Origin of the sequence: Sphingobium sp. D43FB, assembly GCF_002312805.1 — a bacterium.
Classification (GTDB): Bacteria; Pseudomonadota; Alphaproteobacteria; order Sphingomonadales; family Sphingomonadaceae; genus Sphingobium.
On the sequence record NZ_NMUA01000021.1, the window covers coordinates 36,642 to 61,337 of the forward strand.

At 62.9% G+C, this 24,696-nt stretch carries 18 protein-coding genes; 12 read left to right on the forward strand and 6 right to left on the reverse strand.

Features of this window, described 5'->3' with window-relative positions; all coding sequences use genetic code 11:
• Positions 1 to 62: 62 nt before the first annotated feature.
• Positions 63 to 962, forward strand: a complete 900-nt coding sequence (locus SxD43FB_RS16575) for an alpha/beta hydrolase (RefSeq protein WP_255245773.1) — start codon at positions 63 to 65, stop codon at positions 960 to 962.
• A 112-nt stretch (positions 963 to 1,074) separates the two neighbouring features.
• On the forward strand, positions 1,075 to 1,458 hold the full coding sequence (locus SxD43FB_RS16580; protein WP_096063141.1) for a cytochrome c family protein: 384 nt from the start codon (positions 1,075 to 1,077) through the stop codon (positions 1,456 to 1,458).
• Between the two features lie 9 nt (positions 1,459 to 1,467).
• Here the strand turns inward: SxD43FB_RS16580 and SxD43FB_RS16585 are convergent, their stop codons facing one another.
• Entirely contained in the window at positions 1,468 to 2,058 is a 591-nt protein-coding gene (locus SxD43FB_RS16585; protein ID WP_096063142.1) for a TetR/AcrR family transcriptional regulator, read from the reverse strand.
• Positions 2,059 to 2,193: 135 nt separating this feature from the next.
• On the opposite strand from SxD43FB_RS16585, the gene SxD43FB_RS16590 reads away from it, so the two are divergent.
• The 8 genes from SxD43FB_RS16590 to SxD43FB_RS16625 all read left to right on the forward strand — a co-directional run bounded on the left by SxD43FB_RS16590 (position 2,194) and on the right by SxD43FB_RS16625 (position 11,252).
• Positions 2,194 to 3,039 (forward strand): p-hydroxycinnamoyl CoA hydratase/lyase, encoded by an 846-nt coding sequence (locus SxD43FB_RS16590; protein WP_096063143.1) that lies wholly within the window; start codon positions 2,194 to 2,196, stop codon positions 3,037 to 3,039.
• A 117-nt stretch (positions 3,040 to 3,156) separates the two neighbouring features.
• Positions 3,157 to 4,284 carry a cobalamin-independent methionine synthase II family protein gene (locus SxD43FB_RS16595; RefSeq protein ID WP_096063144.1) on the forward strand — a complete coding sequence of 376 codons (1,128 nt, stop codon included), beginning with the start codon at positions 3,157 to 3,159 and terminating at the stop codon, positions 4,282 to 4,284.
• Positions 4,281 to 4,670 carry a nuclear transport factor 2 family protein gene (locus tag SxD43FB_RS16600; RefSeq protein WP_176482816.1) on the forward strand — a complete coding sequence of 130 codons (390 nt, stop codon included), beginning with the start codon at positions 4,281 to 4,283 and terminating at the stop codon, positions 4,668 to 4,670. Before SxD43FB_RS16595 ends, SxD43FB_RS16600 begins: the two co-directional genes overlap by 4 nt.
• A 15-nt stretch (positions 4,671 to 4,685) precedes the next feature.
• Positions 4,686 to 5,447: an IclR family transcriptional regulator gene (locus SxD43FB_RS16605; protein WP_096063146.1), complete on the forward strand. Its 762-nt coding sequence runs from the start codon at positions 4,686 to 4,688 to the stop codon at positions 5,445 to 5,447.
• A gap of 272 nt (positions 5,448 to 5,719) precedes the next feature.
• Entirely contained in the window at positions 5,720 to 6,382 is a 663-nt protein-coding gene (locus tag SxD43FB_RS16610) for a glutathione S-transferase (RefSeq protein WP_096063167.1), read from the forward strand.
• A 104-nt stretch (positions 6,383 to 6,486) separates the two neighbouring features.
• Entirely contained in the window at positions 6,487 to 7,848 is a 1,362-nt protein-coding gene (locus tag SxD43FB_RS16615) for a glycoside hydrolase family 27 protein (protein WP_176482817.1), read from the forward strand.
• 93 nt (positions 7,849 to 7,941) lie between these two features.
• A complete protein-coding gene (locus SxD43FB_RS16620) occupies positions 7,942 to 10,065 on the forward strand; it encodes a TonB-dependent receptor (protein ID WP_176482818.1) in 2,124 nt (707 codons plus the stop codon).
• A 17-nt stretch (positions 10,066 to 10,082) separates the two neighbouring features.
• Positions 10,083 to 11,252: a PepSY-associated TM helix domain-containing protein gene (locus tag SxD43FB_RS16625; protein ID WP_255245769.1), complete on the forward strand. Its 1,170-nt coding sequence runs from the start codon at positions 10,083 to 10,085 to the stop codon at positions 11,250 to 11,252.
• Between the two features lie 23 nt (positions 11,253 to 11,275).
• Here the strand turns inward: SxD43FB_RS16625 and SxD43FB_RS16630 are convergent, their stop codons facing one another.
• The 5 genes from SxD43FB_RS16630 to SxD43FB_RS16650 all read right to left on the reverse strand — a co-directional run bounded on the left by SxD43FB_RS16630 (position 11,276) and on the right by SxD43FB_RS16650 (position 20,112).
• Entirely contained in the window at positions 11,276 to 12,589 is a 1,314-nt protein-coding gene (locus SxD43FB_RS16630) for an oligogalacturonate lyase family protein (protein ID WP_096063171.1), read from the reverse strand.
• 14 nt (positions 12,590 to 12,603) lie between these two features.
• Positions 12,604 to 15,321 carry a Tat pathway signal sequence domain protein gene (locus tag SxD43FB_RS16635; RefSeq protein ID WP_096063147.1) on the reverse strand — a complete coding sequence of 906 codons (2,718 nt, stop codon included), beginning with the start codon at positions 15,319 to 15,321 and terminating at the stop codon, positions 12,604 to 12,606.
• Positions 15,322 to 15,340: 19 nt separating this feature from the next.
• Positions 15,341 to 16,027 carry a DUF6250 domain-containing protein gene (locus SxD43FB_RS16640; protein WP_096063148.1) on the reverse strand — a complete coding sequence of 229 codons (687 nt, stop codon included), beginning with the start codon at positions 16,025 to 16,027 and terminating at the stop codon, positions 15,341 to 15,343.
• A gap of 108 nt (positions 16,028 to 16,135) precedes the next feature.
• Positions 16,136 to 18,850: a TonB-dependent receptor gene (locus SxD43FB_RS16645; protein ID WP_096063149.1), complete on the reverse strand. Its 2,715-nt coding sequence runs from the start codon at positions 18,848 to 18,850 to the stop codon at positions 16,136 to 16,138.
• 608 nt (positions 18,851 to 19,458) lie between these two features.
• Complete coding sequence (locus SxD43FB_RS16650) at positions 19,459 to 20,112, reverse strand: GntR family transcriptional regulator (protein WP_096063150.1); 654 nt, start codon at positions 20,110 to 20,112, stop codon at positions 19,459 to 19,461.
• Between the two features lie 119 nt (positions 20,113 to 20,231).
• Between SxD43FB_RS16650 and SxD43FB_RS16655 the strand changes: the two genes are divergently transcribed.
• Both SxD43FB_RS16655 and SxD43FB_RS16660 read left to right on the forward strand, forming a co-directional pair.
• Positions 20,232 to 21,956: a CocE/NonD family hydrolase gene (locus SxD43FB_RS16655; RefSeq protein ID WP_096063151.1), complete on the forward strand. Its 1,725-nt coding sequence runs from the start codon at positions 20,232 to 20,234 to the stop codon at positions 21,954 to 21,956.
• 48 nt (positions 21,957 to 22,004) lie between these two features.
• Complete coding sequence (locus tag SxD43FB_RS16660) at positions 22,005 to 24,686, forward strand: TonB-dependent receptor (RefSeq protein ID WP_096063152.1); 2,682 nt, start codon at positions 22,005 to 22,007, stop codon at positions 24,684 to 24,686.
• Positions 24,687 to 24,696: the final 10 nt, after the last annotated feature.

Here is a 24,696-nt window from a genome sequence, read left to right on the forward strand (position 1 = left end):
CAGCTAAACAGATAAAAGGCAAAGGAGAGATGCAGATGAAACGCATATTTGGTTTCGCCACAATGATCGGAGCAGCCACCTGGCTCGTCACAGCGCCGATCGCGGCCCAGGCTCAGGACGACAAGATGGTGCCGATCGCCATCCCCGCGCAGCCGACCGCCATTGAACTGGGAACGCCTGCCCTCCCCGGTGCGACGGCCAAGGAATCCTGGCACAGCCAATATGGCAGCCTGTTCGCCCGCAACGTCACGGTCGCAACCCTCACACCCTTCCTGCCCGATCCTGCCAAGGCGACCGGCGCGGCCATCGTCGTGGCGCCAGGCGGCGGATTTCGAACCCTGTCGATGAACAATGAAGGCTGGGATGTCGCCAAGGCGCTGGCTGATCGCGGCGTTGCCGCTTTCGTCCTGAAATATCGCCTGCGCCAGACGCCAGCGGACATGCCGGCCTTTGAAAAGTCGATGCAGGAGATGTTTTCCACTACCGCTCGACCACCCCGTCCAGCCCCCGAGCCCAATTTCGGCGACCTCTCGCCCCAGATCGCCGATGCCCGCGCGGCCTTCGCGCTGATCCGTCAGCGCAAGGCCGAATGGGGCGTCGATGCCGATCGGATCGGCATGGTCGGCTTTTCGGCCGGTGCCATGCTGACCATGGCGACGGCGCTTGCGGGCCAGGATGCCAAGCCTGCCTTCATCGGCAATATCTATGGCCCGCTATCCTCCATGAACGTCCCGGCCGACGCGCCGCCGTTGTTCGTGGCCCTGGCCGCCGACGACCCGTTCTTTGCCAATGGCGGCATCGCGCTGATCGACGACTGGCGCGCCGCCAAGCGTCCGGCCGAATTCCATCTCTACGAACGCGGTGGCCATGGCTTTGGCATGTATCAGAAGGACACGACCAGCACCGGCTGGTTCGACGCCTTCGTGCGCTGGATCGGGACGCACGGCGCGCTCACGCGCTAAGCCTATTCATTCACCTACGCTCTGCGTCAATCTTCCACTACCGTTCAGGCTGCATGTTCGATAACGCTGGGCATGCAGCCTGCGAATCCGGGTAAGGGACAGAGACCAGAAAATGACGATAGCGCGTATTTTTGCCGGATCTTTGCTTGCCGTTGCGGCAGTCACGCCTGTAGCGGCCCTCGCGCAGGCAGGCGATGCCGTAAAGGGCAAGGTGGTATTTGCCCGTTGCGCGCTCTGTCATGACGTAAAGCCTGGCCCCAAGAAAATGGGTCCGGCGCTCAACGGCCTGTTTGGGCGGACATCGGGTACGTCGGCAGGCTTCACTTACTCGCCCGCCATGCAAAAGGCGAAGATACGGTGGGATGCCAAGACGTTGGATGCCTTCCTCGCCAAGCCCAGCGCCGTCGTTCCGGGCAATCGTATGGCCTTTGCCGGTGTGCCGCAGGCTGCCGATCGTGACAATCTCATCGCATATCTCAAGAGCGCCACGAAATAACGTCCAGCGTCAGTCATGGCGGTAGATCCGGGCGATCTGCGCGGCGATGTCGCTTGGGCTCAGCCGCCCCGGCCGATACCAGTCCGCCACGCTGTTGAGCTGCGACAGCAGCAGGTTGCGATAGAGCGACCGGTCGATCTTAGCCGGTAGCGGCAGCGCGGCGACGATAGCGCGGAACAATTGTTCGAACCGGTCGCGCCGTTCGACCAGCGCCACGCGCACGGCGTCGGGCACTTCGCGAAAATCATTCATCATCGGCATGGTCAGCGAATCGGGATCGAGCTGGACTTCCAGCAGCGCGCCACAGGCCGCTTCCAGCTGTGCCCAAGGATCGTCCTGCGCCGCTACGGCCGCTGCGATCCGCGCCTCGGCACCGTCCAGCGCGGCGTGATGCAGCTCGACGAACAGCGCGTCCTTCGATTTGATATGGTGGTAGAGTGAGCCGCCCAGCACGCCAGCCGCCTCGCCGATGTCGCGCATCGACGTGCCGCGATAGCCCTTGCGCGCGAAGAGTTGCGCGGCGATCGCCAATATCTGCCGCCGCCGCGTGCCCGCGCCGTCCGTTTCTTCACCCTTGGCCTGTGCGTCTGTCCTGCTCATGCAGCGCGACCTAGCATATTCGATCGCCAGAGATCATCCGCCTTGGCGTGTGCGGAAAGGGGCACTGCATTATTCACTTGCAACTCTCCCCCCGCTTACTGTATCCCAAGCATACATTCTATCGGGAGCAGGATCATGGAAAACCAAGAAGACGTCGTTTCCTTTGCGGTCGAGGACGGCATCGCCTGGGTGAATTTCGCCCGCCCCGCCAAGCGCAATGCGATGAGCCCGACGCTGAACCGGCGCATGATGGAGGTTCTGGACGAGTTGGAATTTCGTGACGATGTCGGCGTGCTGGTGCTGAGCGGCAAAGGCACGGCCTGGTCGGCGGGCATGGACCTGAAGGAATATTTCCGTGAGACCGAAGCCGACGGCCTGCGCGGCGTGCGCAAGTCGCAGCGCGAAAGCTATGGCTGGTTCCGCCGCCTGCGCTGGTATCAAAAGCCCACCATCGCCATGGTCAATGGCTGGTGCTTTGGCGGCGGTTTCGGCCCGCTCTTTGCCTGCGACCTCGCCATCTGCGCCGATGAAGCGCAGTTCGGCCTGTCCGAAATCAACTGGGGCATCCTGCCCGGCGGTGGCGTGACCAAGGTGGTTGTCGACCTGCTGCCGATGCGCGACGCCATGTGGCTGACGCTGACCGGCGACCTGATCGACGGCAAGCAGGCGTCGGCCATGCGGCTGGTCAATGAAAGCGTGCCGCTCGACCAGCTCAAGGAGCGCACCCGCGAGGTCGCCAACAAGCTGCTGGCCAAGAACCCGGTCGCGCTCAAATTCGCCAAGGATGCGGTGCGCCGGGTCAGCACCATGACCTATGACGAGGCGGAGGATTATCTGGTCCGTATGCAGGAAGCGGCCAATTTCCATGACAAGAGCGAAGGCCGCAAGGAAGGCATCCGCCAGTTCATCGACGAAAAGAGCTACAAGCCGGGTCTGGGCGCCTATGACCTGACCAAGGCGAAGGCACCGACCGAGGGCTGAATGGTCCGATCGCCGTGCAACGCACCGGGGTTCGCCCCGGTGCGTATTTTCATGTTTGCGATATATCCACATCCATGAATTTGTGGCAGAATGTCCTTCAACTGGAGGAGGATTTTCATGCCCATAGCCACGACCCATGTCGGCAGCCTGCCGCGCGGCGACGCCCTGACCCCACTGTTGCTGGCCCGCGACAAGGGTGAACCCTATGACGCGCACGCCTTTGACACGCAAGTCCAGGCCGCCGTTACAGACGCGGTAACCGCCCAGATCGACGCCGGCGTCACCATCGTCAGCGACGGCGAATTGGGCAAGGTCGGCTATTCCACCTATATGATCGAGCGGCTGACCGGCTTTGGCGGCCATATCGACCGCAGGCCCGCCGCCGACCTCGCCCCGCTGCCCGAATTGCGGCAGAAGCTGGCTGGGATCATGGGTTCCCAGGAATTTACCCGCGCCTCCTGCATCGGCCCGGTGCGACTGGTGACGTTGGAGCCGCTGCATGACGATATCCGCCGGTTCAAAACGGCGCTCGCGCCCCATGGCGAGGGCGTGCGCGCCTTCATGAATGCGGCTTCGCCCGGCTTGATCACCGCCTTCCAGGTCAACCGCCATTATCCCAGCCACGAAGCCTATCTGGCCGATCTGGTCGATGCGATGCGCGAGGAATATGAAACGATCGTGGCGGCGGGCTTCGACCTGCAACTCGATTGCCCCGATCTGGCGATGTCGCGCCACACCGGCTATCAGGATGCCAGCGACGAGGAGTTCCTCAAGATCGCGTCCGCCAATGTCGATGCGCTCAACGCCGCCACCGCCAATATTCCGCCCGAACGGATGCGGATGCATATTTGCTGGGGCAATTATGAAGGCCCGCATGACCATGACATTCCGCTGGAAAAAGTCATCGACATCATCCTGCCCGCGCGCCCGGCCACCGTCCTGTTCGAAGCCGCCAATCCGTGCCACGAACATGAATGGGCGGTATGGCGCGACGCGACCATCCCGGATCACAAGATCCTGGCCCCCGGCCTGATCGATACCTGCTCCAACTATGTCGAACATCCCGAACTGATCGCCCAGCGGATCGAGCGCTTTGCCGGGATCGTCGGCAAGGATCGGGTCATCGCCAGCACCGATTGCGGGTTTGGCACCTTTGCCGGATATGGCAAGATCGACCCGGCGGTGACGTGGAAGAAGCTGCGTTCGCTCCGTGCCGGTGCGGACCTGGCGGACGCGCGGCTGTGAGCGAAGAGGAGCGCCGCGCGATCGAGGCGGATTGCGCCAGGCTGATTGCTCGCTACGCCAATCTCAACGACGCGGCCGACTGGCAGGGCGTGGCCGATCTCTATGCCGAAGACGGACGGATGGCGCGCCCGACCGCGCCGGACGACTGGACGCGGGGGCGCGCGGCGATCCTCGCCGCCTTCCTCGCCCGACCGGCGCGGACGACGCGGCATGTCTGTTCCAACGTCGTGATCGACGTGACCAGCCCGACGCAAGCCGTCGGCGAAAGCGCGATGCTGCTGTTCACCGGCGAAGGCGCGCCCAAGGTCGGATCGTTCCACGACCGTTTCGTCCTGACCGCGGCGGGATGGCGCTTTGCCGAACGGCGCGGTAGCCTGACCTTTTAACGGAGGGCGCCCATCATGAATGCCACCACGCCATCCACCGTCAAATCGGCGATGCGGACCATCGACATCATCGAATATGTCGTGGCGCGCCCGGCCGGTGTGGTGGCGCAGGAGATTGCGGCGGGCCTCGCCATTCCGGTGAGCAGCCTGTCCTATCTGCTCGCGACATTGGTGGAGCGGCATTATCTGGCGCGGGAGGGGCGGCGCTACCTGCCCGGCCCGGCGCTGGCACGGCTGGGGTCGCCACGGGTCGCCCTGTCGCTGGCGGACAAGGTGCGGCCGCTGGTCAAATCGCTGCGGACGCAGACCAACGAAACCGCCTCCTTCTTCGTGCGCGACGGCTGGCAATTGGTGGCGATCGTCACCGAGACGGCGGAACAGTCGCTGCGCTATTCGATCAGCGTGGGCACGCGCATCCCGATGCACAGCCTGGCGGCGGGCAAGGCGTTGCTGGCGAGTCTGGGCGACGACGAGATCGATGCCTATTTCGCGCAGGTGCCACTGGAGCCGTTCACGCCGCAAAGCGTGACCGACGAACAGGCGTTGCGCACCGAGTTGGCGGCGATCCGCGCGTCGGGCGTGGGGCGCACGCGCGAGGAATATACGCCGGGCATTTGCGGTCTGGGCATGGCGGCGGTGGTCGATGGGGTCGCGGTCGGCGCGTTCGCCGTCGCCATCCCCCTGCCCCGCTTCACCCCGGACCTGGAAACCCGCGCCGTCGCCCGGCTGGAACAGGCGGTCGCGCTGTTCACTGCGGCTGAGGCACCGCCGGTGTAGCGACACATGGGTCACAGCGCGAAGTTCACGATGTCGTCGGGTGAAAAGGCCCAATGGTGCGTCAATAGTCCCGACGACGTACCGCCCAGGTAAGGCTGAAGCCACTATTGGGTCACAGTGACGCGACGAAAACGCGACAGTGGCGCGACACAGGCTATGCGTGGCCATGGCGTGCATCGGACGTGCTTTGGCGGGCTGGTCCATCTATCAGGATAGATCAGATGAAATCCTATATTGGAAGGGGTGATGCCGTGCCTATCCTTGGCTCCAACATGAGTGACCGCAGCGTGCCAGCACCGATCCTCTACAGTTTTCGCCGCTGTCCTTATGCGATGCGGGCGCGGCTGGCGCTGGCGGTGAGTGGCCTGGAGGTCGAATTGCGCGAGGTGAAGCTGTCGGCCAAGCCCGACGCGATGTTGGCCGCTTCGCCCAAGGGGACCGTCCCTGTGCTGGTCTTGCCCAATGGCACCGTCATCGACCAGAGCATCGACATCATGCGATGGGCTTTGACGCAGCATGATCCAGAGGACTGGCTGAGCCGCAACGATCCCGCGCTCGTGGCGGCCAATGATGGCGCGTTCAAACATGATCTGGATCTCTACAAATATCCCGACCGTCATGGCACGCACGCCGAAACGCATCGCGCAAGCGGCTTGGCCTTTCTGCTGGAGATCGAACAACGGTTGGCAGGGTCGATTTATCTATGCGGCCCGGCCCGCGGGTTCGCCGATGCCGCGATCATCCCGTTCGTGCGGCAATTCGCCGCTGTCGATCCAACCTGGTTTGCCATGCAGCCGCTGCCCAACCTTCAAAACTGGCTGTCCAGCTATCTGACGTCGTACCTGTTCGGCGCGATCATGATGCGCGTCCCTCCGTGGCGGCCGGGGGATGCGCCTGTGCGTGTGTGCTGGCAGGCAAGCGACCCGGACCGATAGAGCGGTCTTTCATTGCAGCCTTGTCCCTTTCCGTCCCCGGTTGCGGGGCGGCAATTAGTCTGACAAATAGAGCAAAACTCTATTGGGCAGAGGACAGCATCATTATGGATATCTCCCGCCGGACCATGTTCGCCGCGACCGCCGCATCGCTTGCGGGCGTTGCGCAAAAGGCGGTGGCCAATGCCCCCGCATCCTCACCCAGTCTGCCGCCGCCTGCCTCCCCCCTCGCCCCGCGCCCGCCCATGGGTTGGAACAGCTGGAACAGTTTTGCGGGCACCATCACCGAGGATCAGGCGCTGGAGACCGCTGCGATCATGCGGGACGCCTTGCTGCCATCGGGCTATAATGTCTTCACGATCGACATTCAGTGGTATGAGCCGGAAGCGAGCAGCTACACCTATAATGCCAACCCGGTTCCGGCGCTGGACGCCTATGGGCGGCTGGTGCCCGCGCCCAATCGCTTTCCATCGGCCAAGGGTGGTGCGGGCTTCGCGCCGATTGCCGCCAAGGTCCATGCGATGGGGCTGCAATTTGGCATTCATGTCATGCGCGGCATTTCGCGCCATGCGGTGAAGCTGAACCTGCCGATCCTGGGTACGAATGTCCGCGCGCAGGATATTGCCGACACGACTTCCATCTGCGCGTGGAACCCGGACATGTATGGCGTGGACATGACGAAGCCCGGCGCGCAGGCCTATTATGACGGGCTGTTCAAACTCTACGCTTCATGGGGTGTCGATTTCATCAAAATGGACGATATGAGCCGTCCCTATGACAGCCGCGCGCCGGAGATCGAAGCGGCGGCGACGGCCATTGCCCGCTGCGGGCGGCCGATGATCCTGAGCCTGTCCCCCGGCGAGACACCGCTGTTGCGCGGCGACCATGTCCGCCGTCATGCGCAGATGTGGCGCATTTCCGATGATTTCTGGGACGAATGGGCGCAATTGGAAGCGCAGTTCACGCGGCTGGAGAATTGGACCCCGTTTCGTGGTCCCGGCGCCTGGCCCGATGCGGACATGCTGCCGCTCGGCCGCATCGCCTTGGGCGAGCGGGTGTCGCGGTTCACGCCCGACGAACAGCAGACATTGATGACTTTATGGTCGATCACCCGATCGCCGTTGATCATGGGCGGCGACCTGCGCCACCTCGATGCGGCCACGCTGGCGCTGCTGACCAACCCCGAAGTGCTGGCGGTCAACCAGGCAAGCCAGGACAACCGCCCGCACTTCCTGGAAGACGGATTGCGGGTCTGGTCGGCGGCGTCCGAGGACGGGAAGGCGCGCTATCTTGCGCTGTTCAACCTTGGGACCAAGACGCGGGACGTTTCCATCCCCCTCGAAACGATCGGCGTGAGGCAGCCCATGACGCTGCGCGATCTGTGGGCGCGCCGCGACCTCGCGCCGGTCGCCAAACATGTCGCCATCTCGCTAAGGCCGCATGCGAGCGCGCTGTTCCGGTTGGGTTAAGATCATAAATTGAGAAGTGGCGGCTTGCCCTGACCCTTTAAACTCCCTATCGCGAATCACTATCATTAGCGATGAACGATATGGGGGTTTGTCTTGTCCATTTTCCGCGCGGCGCTGTTTGCGTCTGTTTCCCTGTCGGCTTGGGCGTCGGTGGCTTCTGCGCAGGAGGTTCCTGCGGCGGCACCCGATGCAGCCATGGCCGATAGCGATCAGATCATCGTGACGGGCCGCGCGCAGCGCCTCTACCGCACCGAAACTACGACCGTCGGCAAAAGCGCCGAAGACCCGCTCGACATTCCGCAGGCCTTGCAGGTGATCAACAAGGATCTGTTTGCCGATCAAGGCGCGCGCGACGCGACCGACATCTATCGCAATATTTCGGGTGTCAGCTTCTTTAGCTATGCAGGCGTCACCTTCCGCGGCTTTCGCCAGGACCAGTCCTTCTACGACGGGATGCGCGGCAATCCGTTCATCGGTTTTTCCGTGCCCCAGCTTTTCAATATCGAACGGGTGGAAGTGTTGAAGGGACCGGCGGGGCTTTTCTTTGGTCCGGGCTCGCCCGGCGGCATCATCAACTATGTGTCGAAGGTGCCCGGCGATACCAGCGCCATGCGCCTGGTGGCGACGGCGGGCAATTATGATCGTCGCGGCATATCCGCCGAAGCGACCGGCCCAATCGACAAGGACGGGATCGTCACCTACCGCATAGGCGGCTTTTACGAGGCGACGAACCCCTATCGGCGCAATACCAAGAATGTGTCGCTGATCGGTGATGGTGGCCTGGCGATCAAGACCAATGAGGGCGGCAAGCTGACGTTGCAGGCGACGGTCTACGACAATGACCTCCAGGCCAACCGCCTGCGCGGCATATTGACTAGGGATGACGGCACTTTCCGCACCGACATTCGCTGGAATGCCAACGAACCCACCGATTTTCTTCACCTTAAATCGCAGGCCTATCAGGCGCGTTATGCGACCGCGATCGGGGAGCGGGTCACGTTCGACGCGGGGGTGCGCTATTTCAAGGCGACCGAGACGCAGCAATATCATGAGCCGCGCGGGTTGGTGGCGGGTAGCGACGATCTGGTCGCGCGCGAGTTTCGCGACCAGATCCGCAATGTCGATGGCCTGTCCTTTTCCGCCAATCTGACGACGCGGGTCGATCTGCTTGGCATGGAGCATAAGTTCCAGACCGGCGCGGACTGGTATGATGAGACGAGCGTGCTCCATTCGCGCATCCTGCGGACAGACGCAGGCGTGACGCCACTCAGCCTCAGCAATCCCGTCTACACCAACAGCGCGCGCGACGTGGCGCGGGCCGCTAAGCTACCCTTCACCGTGACCGATACGCGCACGAAGCGTCAGGGCGCTTATCTGCAGGACCAGATCAGCCTGAGCGAGGCTTTCATGCTGGTCGGTGGTGTGCGCTACGACAAGTTCGAGGATCGCGTGGTCAACGCTGCTTCTTACGAGGATGACGACATCACCTTCCGCACCGGCGCGATCTACAAGCCGCGCAAGGATGTCTCCCTCTATCTGAGCTGGTCGCAAAGTTTCGAGCCGCAGACGGCCGCCAGCCAGAATGGCGATGTTGGTGGCCCCTTCGCCCCTGTCACCGGCGACCAGTTCGAAGGCGGCATCAAGACCGACCTGTTCGACGGCAGGCTCCAGGCCAATCTGGCCGCCTATCGCATCGTCCGCAAGAATATCCTCCAGGCCGATACCAGCCTGCCGCCCGTCAACGGCCAGGACCAGCTACGCCCGATCGGCGAAGTGACAAGCAAGGGGTTTGAGATCGACCTGTCGACCGACATTACCGCCAATTGGGTCGCGCTGGTCAATTATGGCTATAACGACACGAAGATCACCGGCACGATCGCGGGTCAGGCGATCACCAACGCCGTCGGCAATCGCTTCGCCAATGCGCCCAAGCATAAGGTCGGCTTCTGGACCCGCTATCAGGTGCCGACGATCGACGCCGCCTTTGCCGTCGGCGGCGAACATGTGTCGAAGCGCATCAGCCTGTCGGGGCAGACCGTGAAACCCTATACGATCTTCGACGCATCGATCACCAAGGGGCTTGGCTTTGCCGAACTGATGCTGCGCGTCGATAATATGTTCGACAAGGTCTATGCGGCATCGGGCTTTTCGGCGCAGAGCGGGCATTTCCCCGGCGAGCCGCGGACATTCCTGGCCGAACTGCGCTTTCAATTCTGACCATGGATCAGGCGCGCGTGAAAAAGGGTCGGTCGCTTTGGTGGGTGGTGCATAGCTGGATCGGCCTCAAACTGTCGATCTTCCTGACCTTCATCCTGGCGACGGGCACTTTTGCCGTGTTCGCGCATGAAATCGACTGGCTGGCGACGCCCGCCATGCGGGTATCGCCCCGGTCGGAACCGGTCGCATCCTGGGGGGCGTTGGCGCAGGCGGCGGCCCGCGCTGCGCCCGATGCCCGGCTCCAGACCCTTTATGCGCCGATCGACCCCTGGTTCGCGGTCGAGGCCTGGGTCAGTCGCGGCAAGGGGGCGCCGGAGCGGGTCTATGTCGATCCGTGGACGGCGGAGGTTACAGGCCGGCATGGCTGGGCCAATGTCCACCGCTTCCTGCGGCAGGCCCATCGCCACCTGATGCTGCCGACGAAGATAGGCATACCGATCGTCTGTTCGCTCGCCCTGTTGCTGGCGGCCTCTTTGGTGTCGGGCATCGTCACCTACAAGAAATGGTGGCGCGGCTTCTTTCGCGCGCCGCGCGGTGGGGACAGGCGGCGGATAACGGGCGACTTACATCGCCTGATGGGCTTGTGGAGCCTGTGGTTCGTGGCGCTGATCACGCTGACCGGCCTCTGGTATCTGGTCGAGACATTGGGCGGGAACGCCAAGGTGCCCAAATTGCCGCAAGTGGCGGCCGGTGCGATGCCGACCGGGGCCGCGCTGGACCGGCTGGTCGCCGTCGCGCGCCGCGCCGATCCTGCGCTCGATATTCGGGAAATCCGCTTCACACCCGACAATGGCGTCATCTTCCTCGGCCAGTCCTCCGCCTGGTTGGTGCGCGATCGCGCCAATGCAGTGGTCGTCGATCCGGCAACGTCGCGCGTCGTCGCGCAGCTGGATGGACGCACGTTGAGCGCGCATCAGCGCATTTCCGAAATGGCCGATCCGCTGCATTTCGGCACCTTCGGCGGCCTGTGGACCAAAGTCCTCTGGTTCCTGTTCGGCGCACTGCTGACGGCGATGGCCGTCACCGGCACGATGATCTACGCGATGCGGCTGGCCCGATCGGCGCGATCCGACGCCAGCAGCCTGAAGATCGCCTGGCAGGGCATGGGTGCCTGGGGATATATCGGCATCGCCCTCATTCTCCTGACGCTCATCCTGACGCCAGGAGCGATCGGTGGGGCGAGTTAAAGCTCAGGCGAAGCCTGCCCCCCCTATGATCCGCCCTGTTTGCGCAATTCAGCAGCATAGATGTGCGGTGCGCCGTCCATGTTGGAGCGGAAGATCATCCATTTGCCGTCGGGCGTGAAAGTGATGTTGGGTTCCAGCCGATAATCATGCTTGCGCATGTCCACGATCTTTTCGACCCCGAACGTGCCCGGCGCGATCAGGTCCGCAGCGTTGTCCGCATGAATGCCGGCGACATCGGGTATGGCGCGCGGGGTGAAGAGGTAGAGATATTTGCCATCGGGCGCATGGGCGACCATCTCGCTATCGCCGCCATCGCCTGAAAAATGGCGCATGTCAGGTGCCTGATTATAATGGACCGACCATTGGTTGCGATCGACATGATACCATTGCCGCCGACCGGTGGCGATCTCATAGCCCGCCAGCCAGAAGACTTCGCCGCGCGGCGTCTGCAGATCATACCAGATCCAGGCGCCATCGGGCGAGAAGAACTCATGGCCTGCAATTTCCATGTTCATGATCCGCTTGTGGATCAGCTGCTTGCCACTGCCGTCAGTGCGGATCGTCCAGATCCGATCGACCTTGTGCCACGGCCCTTCGTGGCAATACATGATGAGGCCGGGATCGGTCGGCGAAAATTGGATATGGTTGAGCCAATCCGTCGAGGCGACGACGACCTTCCGCTCGCCGGTGCGGATGTCGATGGTGAAGATCTCCATCGGAATCTTCGCTTCCAGCCGTTCGTTCAGCCGCACTTCCTTCGCCTCGGCAAAGCTGAGCGGCTTTCCGTCCGGTCCATTGGCGGCATAATGCGCCTGGCCGAAGGTCTGCTTAATCTCCGGCGTCCCGGCCTTTTGCGTGCCGTCGGGTTGAAGCGGCTTGTCGCTGGCGGCCCATTGGCCAAGCAGCAGCGTTTCGTCGGCATTGATCGACCCTATCGAACCGCCATCGACCGTCGCGATTTTGCGGGTCTTGCCGCTGTCGATATCCGCCACGAAGATGGTCGTGCCGCCCGCCCCGTCATCGCGCTTGCGGCTGGCATAATAGGCCGTGCGGGTCTTGCGCCCGGTGAACAGCAGTTGCAGATCCTTGCCCTTGACCAGCGGCTTGATGGTCCAGTCGGCCAGCGTCATCACCGCGATGCCGTCGGGCGTCGATATCACCATCTTGTCGCCCTGGGGCGTATAGCTGTTCTGATGGAAATAGAGGCTGGCGCTGCCCGGCTGCTGCGTCAGCCGCAGGACACGGTGGCCGGTCGTCTGGTCGATCCATTCGGCGGCCGGCTTTGCCTGCACGGCCCCGGCGAGGCCAACTGCCGCCATCGCGGCCCATCCGATCATCGCTTTGCGCATCCTCAATTCCTCTTTTCTGCGGCGGCCCATTCCAGTGCGTCGGGAATGAGTGCCAGATTCTGGATCGCCGCCAATCCCCATTGCGATGCGGCGTTAGTGGAGACCCCCGGCCACTCGACGGTCAGGCGAACGAAATCGGGGCCGCTATGCGCGACCCGCGGGTCGCCATCCGACAGCCCCAATCCGGCCTCGCCCCCCAAAAATTCGCGCGCGGCGCGTGTCGATAGCGCGGCATCGCCGGTTTCCCGCGCGACATAGGCCGTCAGGCGGGAATGCCCTTCCTTCAGGTTCCGCTTGCCGAAGGGCAGAGAAAAATGCGCGTCCCATTCCTGCGGCGAAGCGTTGAACCAGCGGCAATAATCGAGCCATGCCGCCCGATAGCGCGGCACGTCGATCAGTTGCAACAATTCGGCATTCACTTCAAACGCCCCGAATACGGCGTTGAGATGCGAGATGGATATTTTGTCTCCCGACCCGATGAAGCGCCCGGATTTGAGATCATAGGGGGCGCTGCCCGCCAGCCAGCCATATTTCAATCGCCCGATACTATCCATGCCGGCGACCAGCCGGTCCCGCCACCGCACGTCGCCCGTCCGTTCCCATTCCGTCAGCCAGGCCGCCGCGAGCGACCCCCAGACGGTACCGAAGCTGAAATCCACGACGCCTTCGGGGAGGGTCTTGCGCTCGGCACCGGGCACCTTGCGGCCGATCTCGACATGGGTGAGCGCTTGGTCCGAGGGAACCAAAGCGCGCATCAGGTCGCCCACCCGTTCGTCGCCGGTCAGATAATAGAAGATGCGACGATAGGCAGCGTTGCTAACGCGCGGCTGTTTGGAGCTGTCGCTCCAATGCTGAACGCCATGTCGCGTGCCAAGGCCCGCAAAGCGGCCAAGATGATAGACATCGACTTCGCCTGTATGGCGGGTCATCGCTTCGGCCAGGCGAAAGGCGCGCGCCCGGCCGCTGCGCAGCACATCATACCAAAGCCACAGGTCGGGCGATAATTCGCTATTGGCCCAGGCATAGCCGCCGATATCATAGCGCCAGACGTGCCGATCCTCGTCATACGTGTGCATGACGTCGCCATGGTTCCAGAAGCCATACCAGCCGCGCCGGTCGACCTCTTCGGCATAGAAATCGACCAGATTGACCAGTTGATCCTCGATCCGCGCCTTCAGCGGGCTGGATCGGTCGGGCAGGCTCCAGATGCCCAGCACGTCGGCCGCATGGATGCGTTCGGGCGTCACCATCAGTTGCGGCGGCGTCGCATTGGCCTGCGCCATCGCCGCCAGATGCGCCGCTCCGGGCGTCGCCGCGCAGGCCCAGAGGGTCAGTTCGCTGGTCCGGGCCGCGCCGGTCGCGTCATCCCAGCCGGGTTCATAATCCTCATAGGTGATGTCCAGCCCTTCATTCTGGGCGGCATAGGCTTCCATGCCCATGACGTCCCTATAGGGGCGCATGTCCATCGGCTGTGCGTTGGGGGACCAGAGCCAGGCGGTGAGCGACGCCTGGTCGGTGTCGGCGCCACGAATGTCGATCTGCGCGGGATGCCGCTGCCAGAAATAGCGCGCCGCGATCGCGACGCCGCCTGTGGGCGATCCAACATAGCCCAGGCCCTGCGAGCGCGTTCCCGATGTCGCATCGATCCACGCCTGCCCGGCCTTGGTCCGCTTGGCGATGGCAAAGCCGTCGGCGGAGAGCTGGCTCAGCGTGAAATCGCCCCAGGTCGGGATGCGGTCGAGCAGATTGCGAACCGTCGGTGCCATGGCGTCGATGGCCACGGCTTGGCCCGCAATCTGCGCCTTGCGCGCGGCCGCACCCGGATCGCGGCGGAGGCCGGTCAGCGGCCGGACCGCCTCGCTGAACAATCCGTCCGCGCCCGTGCTGATCCGCACATGACGGTCATGCGGGGCAGCATCCATCGGTACTTGCGCCCGCACGCCGAGGCCGCTGATGAAATCCCTGGCCGGATCGCCGTCGAAGATGAAACTATGCACGACCCGCAGATGATCGGCCCCTGCATAGGCATAAAGGCGGACGACAAACGGCAGCCAGGCGCGCCCTTGCCCCTCATGCATCCCTTCCAGTTTCACGACGGCGCGCACCGGCCCCTTCTGTTCGACCGTCGCCTTGTCGATCCTGCCCGTGAAATGGCTGCGCTCCCCGCCTTGCGGTGCGTTGTCCACGCTGGCGATCAGCGCCAGCGATCCCATGACGGTCCGCTCGCCTGCTTTTGCCGACTGGATGATCGAATTGCCCGACTTGCCGATCGTCCATTGGACCAACCCGACCGTGATCATGATCCGGTCGGCGGTTTCGCGCAACAGGACCGGCGCGGGGGGCGCGACGGGCTTGCCCTGGACGACCGTCATGCTTGCCGACGGGGTGTCTCCGGCGGGCAGCGCATGGGCGGTCCATTTGAGCGATCCATCCGGCCAGCTGGCCAAGGGCCAGTGCTGCGATGGCAGAGCCTTGCCCTCGGCGTCTTTGACGGACAGGGCGGTTCCAGCGCGCAATGCCCCTTGCGGCCATGGCACGCCAAAGGTCTGGCCCAGCGAAAGCGGCGGCGCGGCATCGTCGATCCAGCGCACGGGTGTCGGCGGCACGTTGCTGCCGCGTGCGTTCGCGGCCCGTGCAGCGGCAGGCAGGAGCGCCGAAGCGCCGGTCAGCAGGCCAAACCTCAGGCTGTCCCGGCGGCTGACTATGATCCCTGTCTTCATCGGCGTTCCGCTCCTTTTGTCAGCCATGGGTGATGGTCAGGTTGCGGACCTGAATGTGGCTCTGCGTGGTGCGCAGCCCGAAATGACCACGACGATAGGGGGCGGGGTCGTCCATCTCGAACAGGGGCGCGCCATCGCGCTCGACCGCGATATGATGGCCGTCAGCGATCAGGCCAATGGCGAACCAGGCGTTCGGTGTCAGCATGTCTGCCTTTGCCAGTCGGTCATGGTCTGGCAGCAACGGTCGTTCGCCCACCCGGCCGACATAGCGGCGCATCCGCGTCGTGCTGTTGCGGTTGCCGCCGATGCCGACATAATAGGTTTTCAGCCTATCATAATCCTCGAACGCGCCGCTGCGCCGTCGGCCCAGCACCGACCCGGCCGGTGCGGCGGGGTCGGTCGCCATCCAGAAGGCGTTGACGTCGCTGACCGCGTCATGGGGTCCGCCTTGGGCCACCGCCCGCACCTCATAACGGATCGCGACGGGTGCCATGAGGGCGGGCAGAAACCAGAGCGTGACCCCGGCGGGGGCGTCGATGTCCAAAATGCCATCCCGCGCCGAGACGCGGGCATCGCCGATCGCTTCCATCCGCCATTGTTCGAGGCCGCCGCGAAAATCATCGCCCGAAACGGTGCGTCCGCCATCCGCGCGTACGGCGACCGGTGCCAGCATCAGCGACATCAGCATCGTGCGGCGGTTGAACATGGCGCTATTCCCGGTTCAGGCTGAACGAAGAAATGCTGCGGGATCGGGAGAAGGGGGAGATCCCGCAGCAAGAGCCGTGGTCTAGAAGGGGAACCACGGGGGAGCGGATCAGAGCTTGAACCGAATACCGCCATAGACACGACGCCCGAACGTTTCGATGATCGTGCGGCGATAGATGCTGTTGGCATTCTCCTTGCGCGTGGCATCGAGCAAGTTGACGCCTTCCAGGAACAGCGAGACATCCTTCATCAGATTGAGGTTGAGCGATGCGTCCAGCTGGCCATAGGCTTCGCCGAATTCCGGATTATTGCCACGCCCGACCGCGGTGATCAGATATTTCGAGCGCCAGTTATAGGCGCCACGGATGCTGAAGACATCATCCTCATAATAGGCCGAAATATTGTAGCTTTTGCGCGACAGGCCCTGAAACGGCAGGGAATCGCCGGTGAAGAAGTCGGTGCCTTCATAACCGCTATCCTTCGAGTAAGTGAAGTTCGCGATCACGCCCATATGTTTGACCACGGGTATGTTGATGAAGTCGAACGCGACCTGTGCGCCCGCTTCGATGCCGTTGATCGTCACCTTCTGCGTTCCGTTGCTCGGCACCGTGATCGCATAGGTGACACCATTGGCGTCCGTGAACGGCTCCGTCGTATTCTGGATGAAGGAACCGATTTCCTTGCGGAAATAGGTGACCGAGGCAAAGCTCGTCTTGTTGATATAATATTCCAGACCCGCATCATATTGGCGTGCCCGGAACGGCTGGAGCGCGGGATTGCCGCGTGAACCCGACAAGCCCACGACATCCAGGGTGAACCGCGGAGCAAGCTGCTGTGGCAGGGGACGGGCCATCACTTCGCTGGCCGTCAAACGCGCCATCAGCGTGTTCGGGATCAGCTCGGCTTTGAGGTTGATCGATGGCAGGAACTCGGTGTTCTTGCTGTCGAAGGCAACCGGGCTGATCAGCGCGGGCTGACCGCCTGGCTGCGCCGTCCGCAGGAAACCGGACGTATCCACCTGCGTATTGACGACACGCGCACCGGCAACGCCGCTGACCGCGACCGATCCGACATCAAAGGCGAATGATGCCTGGGCATAGCCGGCAATGTTGCGCTCGCCCACTTCCCATGTGTCGGTGAAGACCTGGCATGTGCCGTCCGCATTGGCGGGGCAGCCGCCGGGCGCGAACGGGTCGGGCACACCCACCGCATCCGCGACTGCCTGGGTCATGTTCAGCCAGCCGGTATAGCCGCCATCGAAGCCCAGATTTCCGGTGTTAAAGAAGGGCGACGTGCCAAGGCCCGCATTGCCGGCGACAATGGCGCTGATCTGGCTCTGCACCGCAGGATCGCTAAAGCCGTTCAGCGTTGTCGTCCGGCTGAAGAAGCGGCTCTTGACGGTCAGGTCGCGATATTGACCACCCACCTTGATCGACGTGAGGAAGCCGGTGTCGAACGTATATTCAGCGTCGAGCTTCGCCATTTTTTCCGCCTGATCGTCGTAACGCGGGCGACGCAGCACGGTTAGCTGGTTGATCCCGGCGATCGTCGTCGGATCATTGGGCAGGATGATCTGGGGCGCCTGCTGGGGATTGTCATAGTCGACGATCAGGCGGGACATGCCGGTCACCGCCGCCGTCGCGTTGATCTCATTATTATAGGCCTGCGCCTTGGAATAGGAGATTTTGGGGCTGAGCTTCAGATTGCCGCTGGTCCAATCGGCACCCACGGCGAGATTATAGGTGGTGCGGCGGATGTCGCCCAATATGTTGCGATAGGATACGCCCAGCTGGCTGGTCTGCGCCAAAGCCGGGTTGTTGATCATCTCAAGATGGGTGACGGTATTGTCCGGGCCAATGACGGTATTGGCGACATCGACCAATCCGCCACTGGTCCCTGTCTGCAGGAATTGCGATGTGACCGACTGGTTGGACCGGGTCCAATTCCCTTCCATATAAGCGGTCAGATCATCGCTCGGCCGCCATTCGAGAATGCCGTTCAGCGCATAACGCCGCGTTTCGAGGCGGTTGATGACGTAACGGGGAATGTCGGGGAAGAAGTCGGCCGCGCCGTCTTCGTTCAAATCATAGGCCTGCAAGCCCGGCGTCGTCCGGTCGCTGTCCAACCGAACCCAGCCGGTGGTACGCGCCTGATGGCTTTCCACATTGCGGTTTTCGAACGTGCCCGACACCAATATGCCAAGTTTGCCGTCGGCAAAGGTGTCGCTGGCAATCAGGGCAACGCGCGGGTCCATATAGTCGGCAATGTCGGAATAGATGGCCTGGGCCGATCCGGCGACATAGGTTTTGCCGCCATTGTCGAACGGGCGCCGGGTAATGACGCGCACGGTGCCACCGACGCCGCCTTCCGTCATGTCGGCCGTTGCGGACTTGACGACTTCCAGCCGGTTGACGAATTCGGAGGGCAGGTCGCGGAAGTCGACATCGCGGCCGCCGCCTACCGTGGTGGACAAAGCGGTCGTGCCATTGATCTCGACGCGATTGAGCGACGGGTCGGCACCGCGGATGGTCACGCCAGCGCCTTCGCCATCGGCGCGCGAAAGCTGCACGCCGGTCACGCGCTGCAGCGCTTCGCCGATATTTTTGTCGGGGAATTTGCCGATATCTTCGGCTGAAATCGCGTCCAGCACCTGCGGCGCATTGCGCTTGGCGTTCAACGCGCCCTGCAGACTGCTGCGGATGCCGGTGACGACGATGTCGCTATCGCTGGCTGCCTCCTGCTGCGCGGTTGCCGTCCCGGCGGAAAGCAGAAACACGGCCATGGCAGCGCTCGAAACCAAGGCGCCGTTCCTGGAAAACTTCATCAACCATCCTCCCCAAATCAATGCACATAATGCTGGGCGTTGAGCCAGTGGGCGACTTGACCTGCCGCCTCGTTCAAACCCGTTAGTTCCATATGTTGAACATAGATCTCTATATATGGATATTTTTGGGAAGGGGAAATTTGCGGCAGAATGAGCCATATGAGCGACGACCTGTTACGCCGGGCGAAGCGCTTTCAAACCGTGGTCCCAGAATTTGGCGTTATCGTCCGCGCGTTGTCGATAGTGGCGGCGCAGTCGCGGAGCGGGCACCGGCACGTATTTCGCAGGAAGCCTATGCGCGAACGAAGGATCAGACCTTCGTGATATTCAGCCTGAGCGTGGTGGCTGGTGATGACAGGGTCACCGCGTCGACAGAGCGGATCAAGCCATCAAACCCCACCCGATTCGCGCAAGTCCGGTCGCGCGCCAACCACCCGTTCGCCCTTCGTCGCCTCACTCAGTATGTCGAGGAGCGGCGCTGGGTCGCGGTCGGGCGCCAGCTGCGCCACCTACGCTCTGGCTGTCTTTCAGCGGTGGACCGACCTGCGTCCTTAGCTCGCTGCGAATCTGCAACGCATCTGATCGGAGGAGATCATCAGCGTGGCCGATCAGCCGTAAAATTCGCTCTCGATCTTTGAAAGCGTGTCGAAGCCATCGGCGATATGGCTGCGCATGGCGGCTTCGGCGCCTTCCGCATCGCCCGCCAACAGCAAGGCGACCATCTTCTTGTGATCGGCGTTTGCGGTGCGCAGGCGGCCTTCGTCGTAGAAGCTTTCGAACAATAGCCGGTGGATGGGGACGTTCAGCCGCTTGAGCAATTCGGCGATAACGCTGTTACCAGACCCCTGCACGATGATCCGATGCCATTCGAGATTCAGCCGACCAAAGCGGTCGGGCGCGCGATCGATCACGCACTGGTCCAGCTGGTCCTGCACCGCGCACAGTTGGCGCTTATCTTCGTCCGAGGCATGGCGCGCAAAATCCGCGGCGCAGATTCCTTCCAACGCGATGCGGGCGCGGTAGATTTGCGCGACTTCCTCCAGGCCCGTGCTCTTGACGGAGGCACCGCGAAACTCCTCGATCTGGACAAGGCCTTCCCCTTCTAGACGTTGCAGCGCCTCGCGCACTTTTGAGCGGCTGGCCCCGGTCTGGCGGATGATATCAACCTCGACCAGCCGCTGTCCCGGCGAAAAACGCCCGTTTCTGATGCGGTTGCGGACCCAGTCCGCCACTTCCACGCCCGTTGGCGCGCGTTTTTCCATACCGTCCATAGGCTGATAGTCTCGCCATCGGACAATATTGTCAACAATATTGTCAGCGAGTTTTTGGTTGCATCGGCCCGCCTGATCGCTGATGAAATTGTCAACAATAGGAGAGAGCGATGCAGGCGGCGCGATCGATCGCAATGCTGGCGGCCTTGGGGGTCGCCATGCCGGGGCTGGCCAGGGACTATGCCGATGTGCAGCGCAGTTCGGTCTATGTGCCGGTGCGCGATGGCACGAAGCTGGCCGTCAACCTGTATCGCCCCAGCGACAAGGACAAGGTCGCGGCCGAAAAGTTGCCGGTGATCTTCGTCTTCACCCCTTATCGGGCACGGTTTCGGGACAAGGATGGCACGATCAAGGAAGTCGCTCTGGACGACCGGCTGGCATTACGATCGCTGATCAAGGCGGGCTATGTCGTCGCCGTCGCGGATATTCGCGGCAAGGGCGCGTCCTTTGGTCGCCGTCACGGCTTTCAGGACAGGACCGAAGCGCGTGACGGCCATGATCTGGTCGAATGGCTGGCGCGGCAGCCCTTTTCCAGCGGCAAGGTCGGCATGATCGGTTGCTCCTATCTGGGCGGCACCACCTTTCACACCGCCACCACCGCGCCGCCGTCGCTCAAGGCGGTGTTCGTCGGCGCGTCCGACCTCGACAAATATGCTTTCGTTCGGCGCGGCGGGATCACGGCACAATTCAACACTCGGCCGGACGAGCCGCTGAGCGACGATCTGGCGAGCCTGCCGGTCGATGGCGACCGCGACGGCGCGCAATTGCAGGCGGCGGTGCAGCAACATGCGAAGAACACGCCGATGGCGGCGCTATGGTATGGCATGCCGTATCGCGACAGCGTGTCGCCGCTGACCGGCAACGCCTTCTGGGAAGAGGTCGGCGTCTATCGCTATCTCGATGCGATCCGGCAGGCGGGGATCGCCACCTATTTCTGGAGCAACTGGCAGGACGAGCCAACCGCCCAGTCGATCCTGAGCGCAGCGAACATGGCGGGATCGAAGTTCCTGGCCGGGCCGGGCAGCCATTGCGTGCCGCCGCCAGGGTTCGACTTTACCGGGGGGGTCGTGCGCTATTTCGACCATCATCTCAAAGGCGTCGCCAATGGCATCGCCGCCGAACCGCGCGCGACCTATTGGGTCGAGGGGCTGGACGGCAAGGGCGGCTATGTACGGTCCAACGCCTTACCGGGCGAGACCGCCAAGCCGATCCGCTGGTTTTTCGACGCAGGGCGGAGCGGCACGGCCCGGTCAGTCAATGACGGACAACTGGGCACCCAGACGGGCAAGACAGGTACGGACCGGTTTACCGTGCGCTACGACCTGCCGCCCGCCGACTATTTCGCCTTCTGGGCCAAGCCGATGGACGACAAGGGGCTGAGCTATACCAGCGCGCCCTTGGCCAAGGCGACCAAACTGATCGGCTATCCGGTTGTGCGGTTACGCGTTTCGGCGGACAAGCCCGACGCCAATATCTTTGCCTATCTCGACCAGGTGGCCGCCGATGGCACGACGGAAGTCGTCGCCTTCGGGCGACTGGCCCTGTCGCACCGCAAGACGGGCAAGCCACCCTATGAGACGATGGGCCTGCCCTGGCATTCTGGCTTGCGCGCCGATGTCGCGCCATTGCCGCCGGGGCAGCAGGCGGACCTGGCGATCGACCTGACGCCGGTGTCGCGGGTCGTGCCGGCAGGGGCGCGGCTGCGCGTGACGATCGCGGGTGCAGACCCGCGCCAGCGCAACCTCAAGGATATCGAACAGAAACCCGCACCGGTCATCACCGTGCAGCGGGGCGGAACGAGGGCATCGTGGATCGAATTGCCGATCGCGGATTGAACGACGGCGCAATGATAATGGCCGCGCAACGCGGCGAGGGAGGATGGCATGAACAGGAATCGTAAAGGTGGGATCAGCCTGCGGGCCGCTTTGCAGATCGGCTGCTGCGGGATCGCTGTAGGTCTATCAGCTGTGGCGGCAGCGCAGGAGGAGGCGAGCACCGCCGACATCGTCGTCACCGGCAGCCGCGTGCGCGGCGCGGCCCCCGTTGGCTCCACCGTCACAACGCTCGGCCGGGCCGAAATGGAAGCGTCCAGTGCCGTCACGGTCGATCGCATGATCAAGGAAATTCCGCAGGTCTTTGACCTTGGCGTGTCGGAAAATTCACGCGGCCAATCGGGCGGCAGCGGCAACATCACCTATGGCAACTCGGTCAATCTGCGCGGCATCGGCCCCTATGCCACGCTGGTCATCATCGACGGCCATCGCGTGACCAACAACAGCCGGTCAATCGACCCCTCGGTCCTGCCTTCTCTGGGGGTCGAACGGATCGAGGTCGTGGCGGATGGCGCATCGGCCGTTTATGGATCGGATGCCGTGGCTGGCGTGGTCAATCTGATCCCGCGCCGGTCGCTGGACGGGGGCGAAGTCTTTGCCCGGTCGGGCATCGCCTCACGCGGCGATTTTCATGAAACGACGCTCGGCGCGGCCATCGGCAAGGTGTTCGACCGCGGACAGATCATGGTCGCCTATGAGCATGTCGAACGATCGAACCTGAGCGGCGATGATCGGTCCTTCTTCACCAGCGACCAGCGGGCGTCAGGCGGCGGCGATTACCGGATCGCGCGCTGCGCACCCGGCAACATCAATGCCAATGGCACCACCTATGCCATTCCGACAGGTGGCGTGACGCAGGCCAATGCGGGATCGCTGGCGGCAGGGACGATCAACCGGTGCGATGAGCTGGCCAATCAGGATTTGATGCCGGAACAGAATTATGACTCGGTCAACAGCACGGGCCGGTTCGAATTTAACGATTGGCTGAGCGTCTTCTATGATGGCTTTTACTCCAAACGGAACTTCTATCGCCAGTCGGCCTATTCCAACGCCCGGCTGACCGTGCCGCAGACCAATGCCTTTTTCGTGCGGCCCGCAGGCTTTACCGGCACCAGCTATACACTCGATTATAATTTCCGCGACGACGTGCCGACCAATGACAGTTTCGGATCGGCCGAAAGCTGGCAGATCACACCCGGCGTGCGCGCCAAGCTGCCCCATGATTGGGAAGCCGAAGCCTTGTTCGGCTATGGCAAGACCAATGATTTTTCCGGTTCCTATCATGGCATCAACAATGCAGCGCTCAACGCGGCACTGGCGAGCAGCGATCCTGCGACGGCGTTCGATCCCTATGGGCTGGGACGCACCAGCGAGACGCTATTGGCGACGATCGCCAACCAGATATTCCTCGCCCCCACCAATGGTCGCCTGAAAACCTATGAGGCCCGGCTCAACGGACCGCTCTTCACCCTGCCCGGCGGCGCGGTGAAGCTGGCGACGGGCTATGAACGGCAGGATTTCACCGTTGCCCTGGGGTCTGCGCGAGGCGCGCCGACCAACCCGATCACCTTCCGCCATTTCGGCCGCAAGGTGGATTCGGTCTATGGCGAACTCTACATCCCCATCTTCGGCGCGGACAATGCGACGCCGGGGTTCGAGCGGCTGGAACTGAACGCAGCGGTGCGCCACGACAAATATAGCGACGTCGGATCGACCACTAACCCCAAATTCGGCATCAATTGGCAACCGGTGCGCTGGGCCAAGCTGCGCGCCAGTTACGGCACATCCTTCCGCGCGCCGACCATCCCGGAAATCTATGGCAATTCCAACAATATCTTCGGCCAGAGCTACCAGAATCCGGCGGGTGGCGCGCCGCTGCAGGGCTATGCCCTGTCCGGTCCCAATCTGGACCTGAAACCCGAAACGGCAACGACCTGGTCGATCGGTGCGGACTTTGATCCTCTGCCCAACCTGCGTTTCGGCATCACCTATTGGGACGTCAAATATGAAAATCAGGTGCTGGCCAATCTGTCGAACCTGACCATCCTCGGCAATGAAGCGGAATATGCCGGGACCGACATCATCCTGCGCGGGGCGGCCGCGGCGGCGCGGGTACAGGAATTGCTGGCGCAGGGCGTGGCGCTGGCAGGCGGCTCCTTCCCCGGTGGCGATCCGGCGAACGTCACGCTGTTCGTCGACGGGCGCAGCCAGAATCTGGGCGTATCGGTGACGCGCGGTATCGATTTTACCGGCACCTGGAACACCCGGCTGGGCGCGAAGGATGCGTTGACGGTCAATATATCCGGCACCTATCTGACCAAATATAATGTCGCCGTGACGCCTGCGGCGCCTCTGGTCGATCGGCGCAATATCATCTTCAACCCGTTGAAGCTGAAAGCGCGCGCGAGCGTGACATGGGATCATGGCCCGTTCAGCGCGCGAGTGCTGGCAACCCATGTCGGGGGCTATCGCAACAATCTGTCGAGGCCGGTGCAGTCGGTAAAAAGCTATACGCCGGTCGATCTGACGCTGAACTGGAAGGTGGGCGATCAACAGGCTGACGGCTTCTTCGAAAAGGGACTCGTGCTGGGGCTGGAGGTGCGCAACATGTTCGATATCGCGCCGCCCTATGTCAACCTGGCGCCCAATGGCAATGGTGGCGGCGGCTATGACGCGACGGCGAGTGACCCGATCGGGCGGCTGTTCGCGGTCAGCGTGCGCAAGTCCTTCTGACGCGGAGCGG

Bases quoted from the DNA above. Each gene is read 5' to 3' on its own strand.
- SxD43FB_RS16575 (WP_255245773.1), top strand. From the start codon at position 63: ATGATCGGAGCAGCCACCTGGCTCGTCACAGCGCCGATCGCGGCCCAG.
- SxD43FB_RS16580 (WP_096063141.1), top strand. From the start codon at position 1,075: ATGACGATAGCGCGTATTTTTGCCGGATCTTTGCTTGCCGTTGCGGCA.
- SxD43FB_RS16585 (WP_096063142.1), bottom strand. From the start codon at position 2,058: ATGAGCAGGACAGACGCACAGGCCAAGGGTGAAGAAACGGACGGCGCG.
- SxD43FB_RS16590 (WP_096063143.1), top strand. From the start codon at position 2,194: ATGGAAAACCAAGAAGACGTCGTTTCCTTTGCGGTCGAGGACGGCATC.
- SxD43FB_RS16595 (WP_096063144.1), top strand. From the start codon at position 3,157: ATGCCCATAGCCACGACCCATGTCGGCAGCCTGCCGCGCGGCGACGCC.
- SxD43FB_RS16605 (WP_096063146.1), top strand. From the start codon at position 4,686: ATGAATGCCACCACGCCATCCACCGTCAAATCGGCGATGCGGACCATC.
- SxD43FB_RS16610 (WP_096063167.1), top strand. From the start codon at position 5,720: ATGAGTGACCGCAGCGTGCCAGCACCGATCCTCTACAGTTTTCGCCGC.
- SxD43FB_RS16615 (WP_176482817.1), top strand. From the start codon at position 6,487: ATGGATATCTCCCGCCGGACCATGTTCGCCGCGACCGCCGCATCGCTT.
- SxD43FB_RS16630 (WP_096063171.1), bottom strand. From the start codon at position 12,589: ATGATCGGATGGGCCGCGATGGCGGCAGTTGGCCTCGCCGGGGCCGTG.
- SxD43FB_RS16635 (WP_096063147.1), bottom strand. From the start codon at position 15,321: ATGAAGACAGGGATCATAGTCAGCCGCCGGGACAGCCTGAGGTTTGGC.
- SxD43FB_RS16640 (WP_096063148.1), bottom strand. From the start codon at position 16,027: ATGTTCAACCGCCGCACGATGCTGATGTCGCTGATGCTGGCACCGGTC.
- SxD43FB_RS16645 (WP_096063149.1), bottom strand. From the start codon at position 18,850: ATGAAGTTTTCCAGGAACGGCGCCTTGGTTTCGAGCGCTGCCATGGCC.
- SxD43FB_RS16650 (WP_096063150.1), bottom strand. From the start codon at position 20,112: ATGGAAAAACGCGCGCCAACGGGCGTGGAAGTGGCGGACTGGGTCCGC.
- SxD43FB_RS16655 (WP_096063151.1), top strand. From the start codon at position 20,232: ATGCAGGCGGCGCGATCGATCGCAATGCTGGCGGCCTTGGGGGTCGCC.
- SxD43FB_RS16660 (WP_096063152.1), top strand. From the start codon at position 22,005: ATGAACAGGAATCGTAAAGGTGGGATCAGCCTGCGGGCCGCTTTGCAG.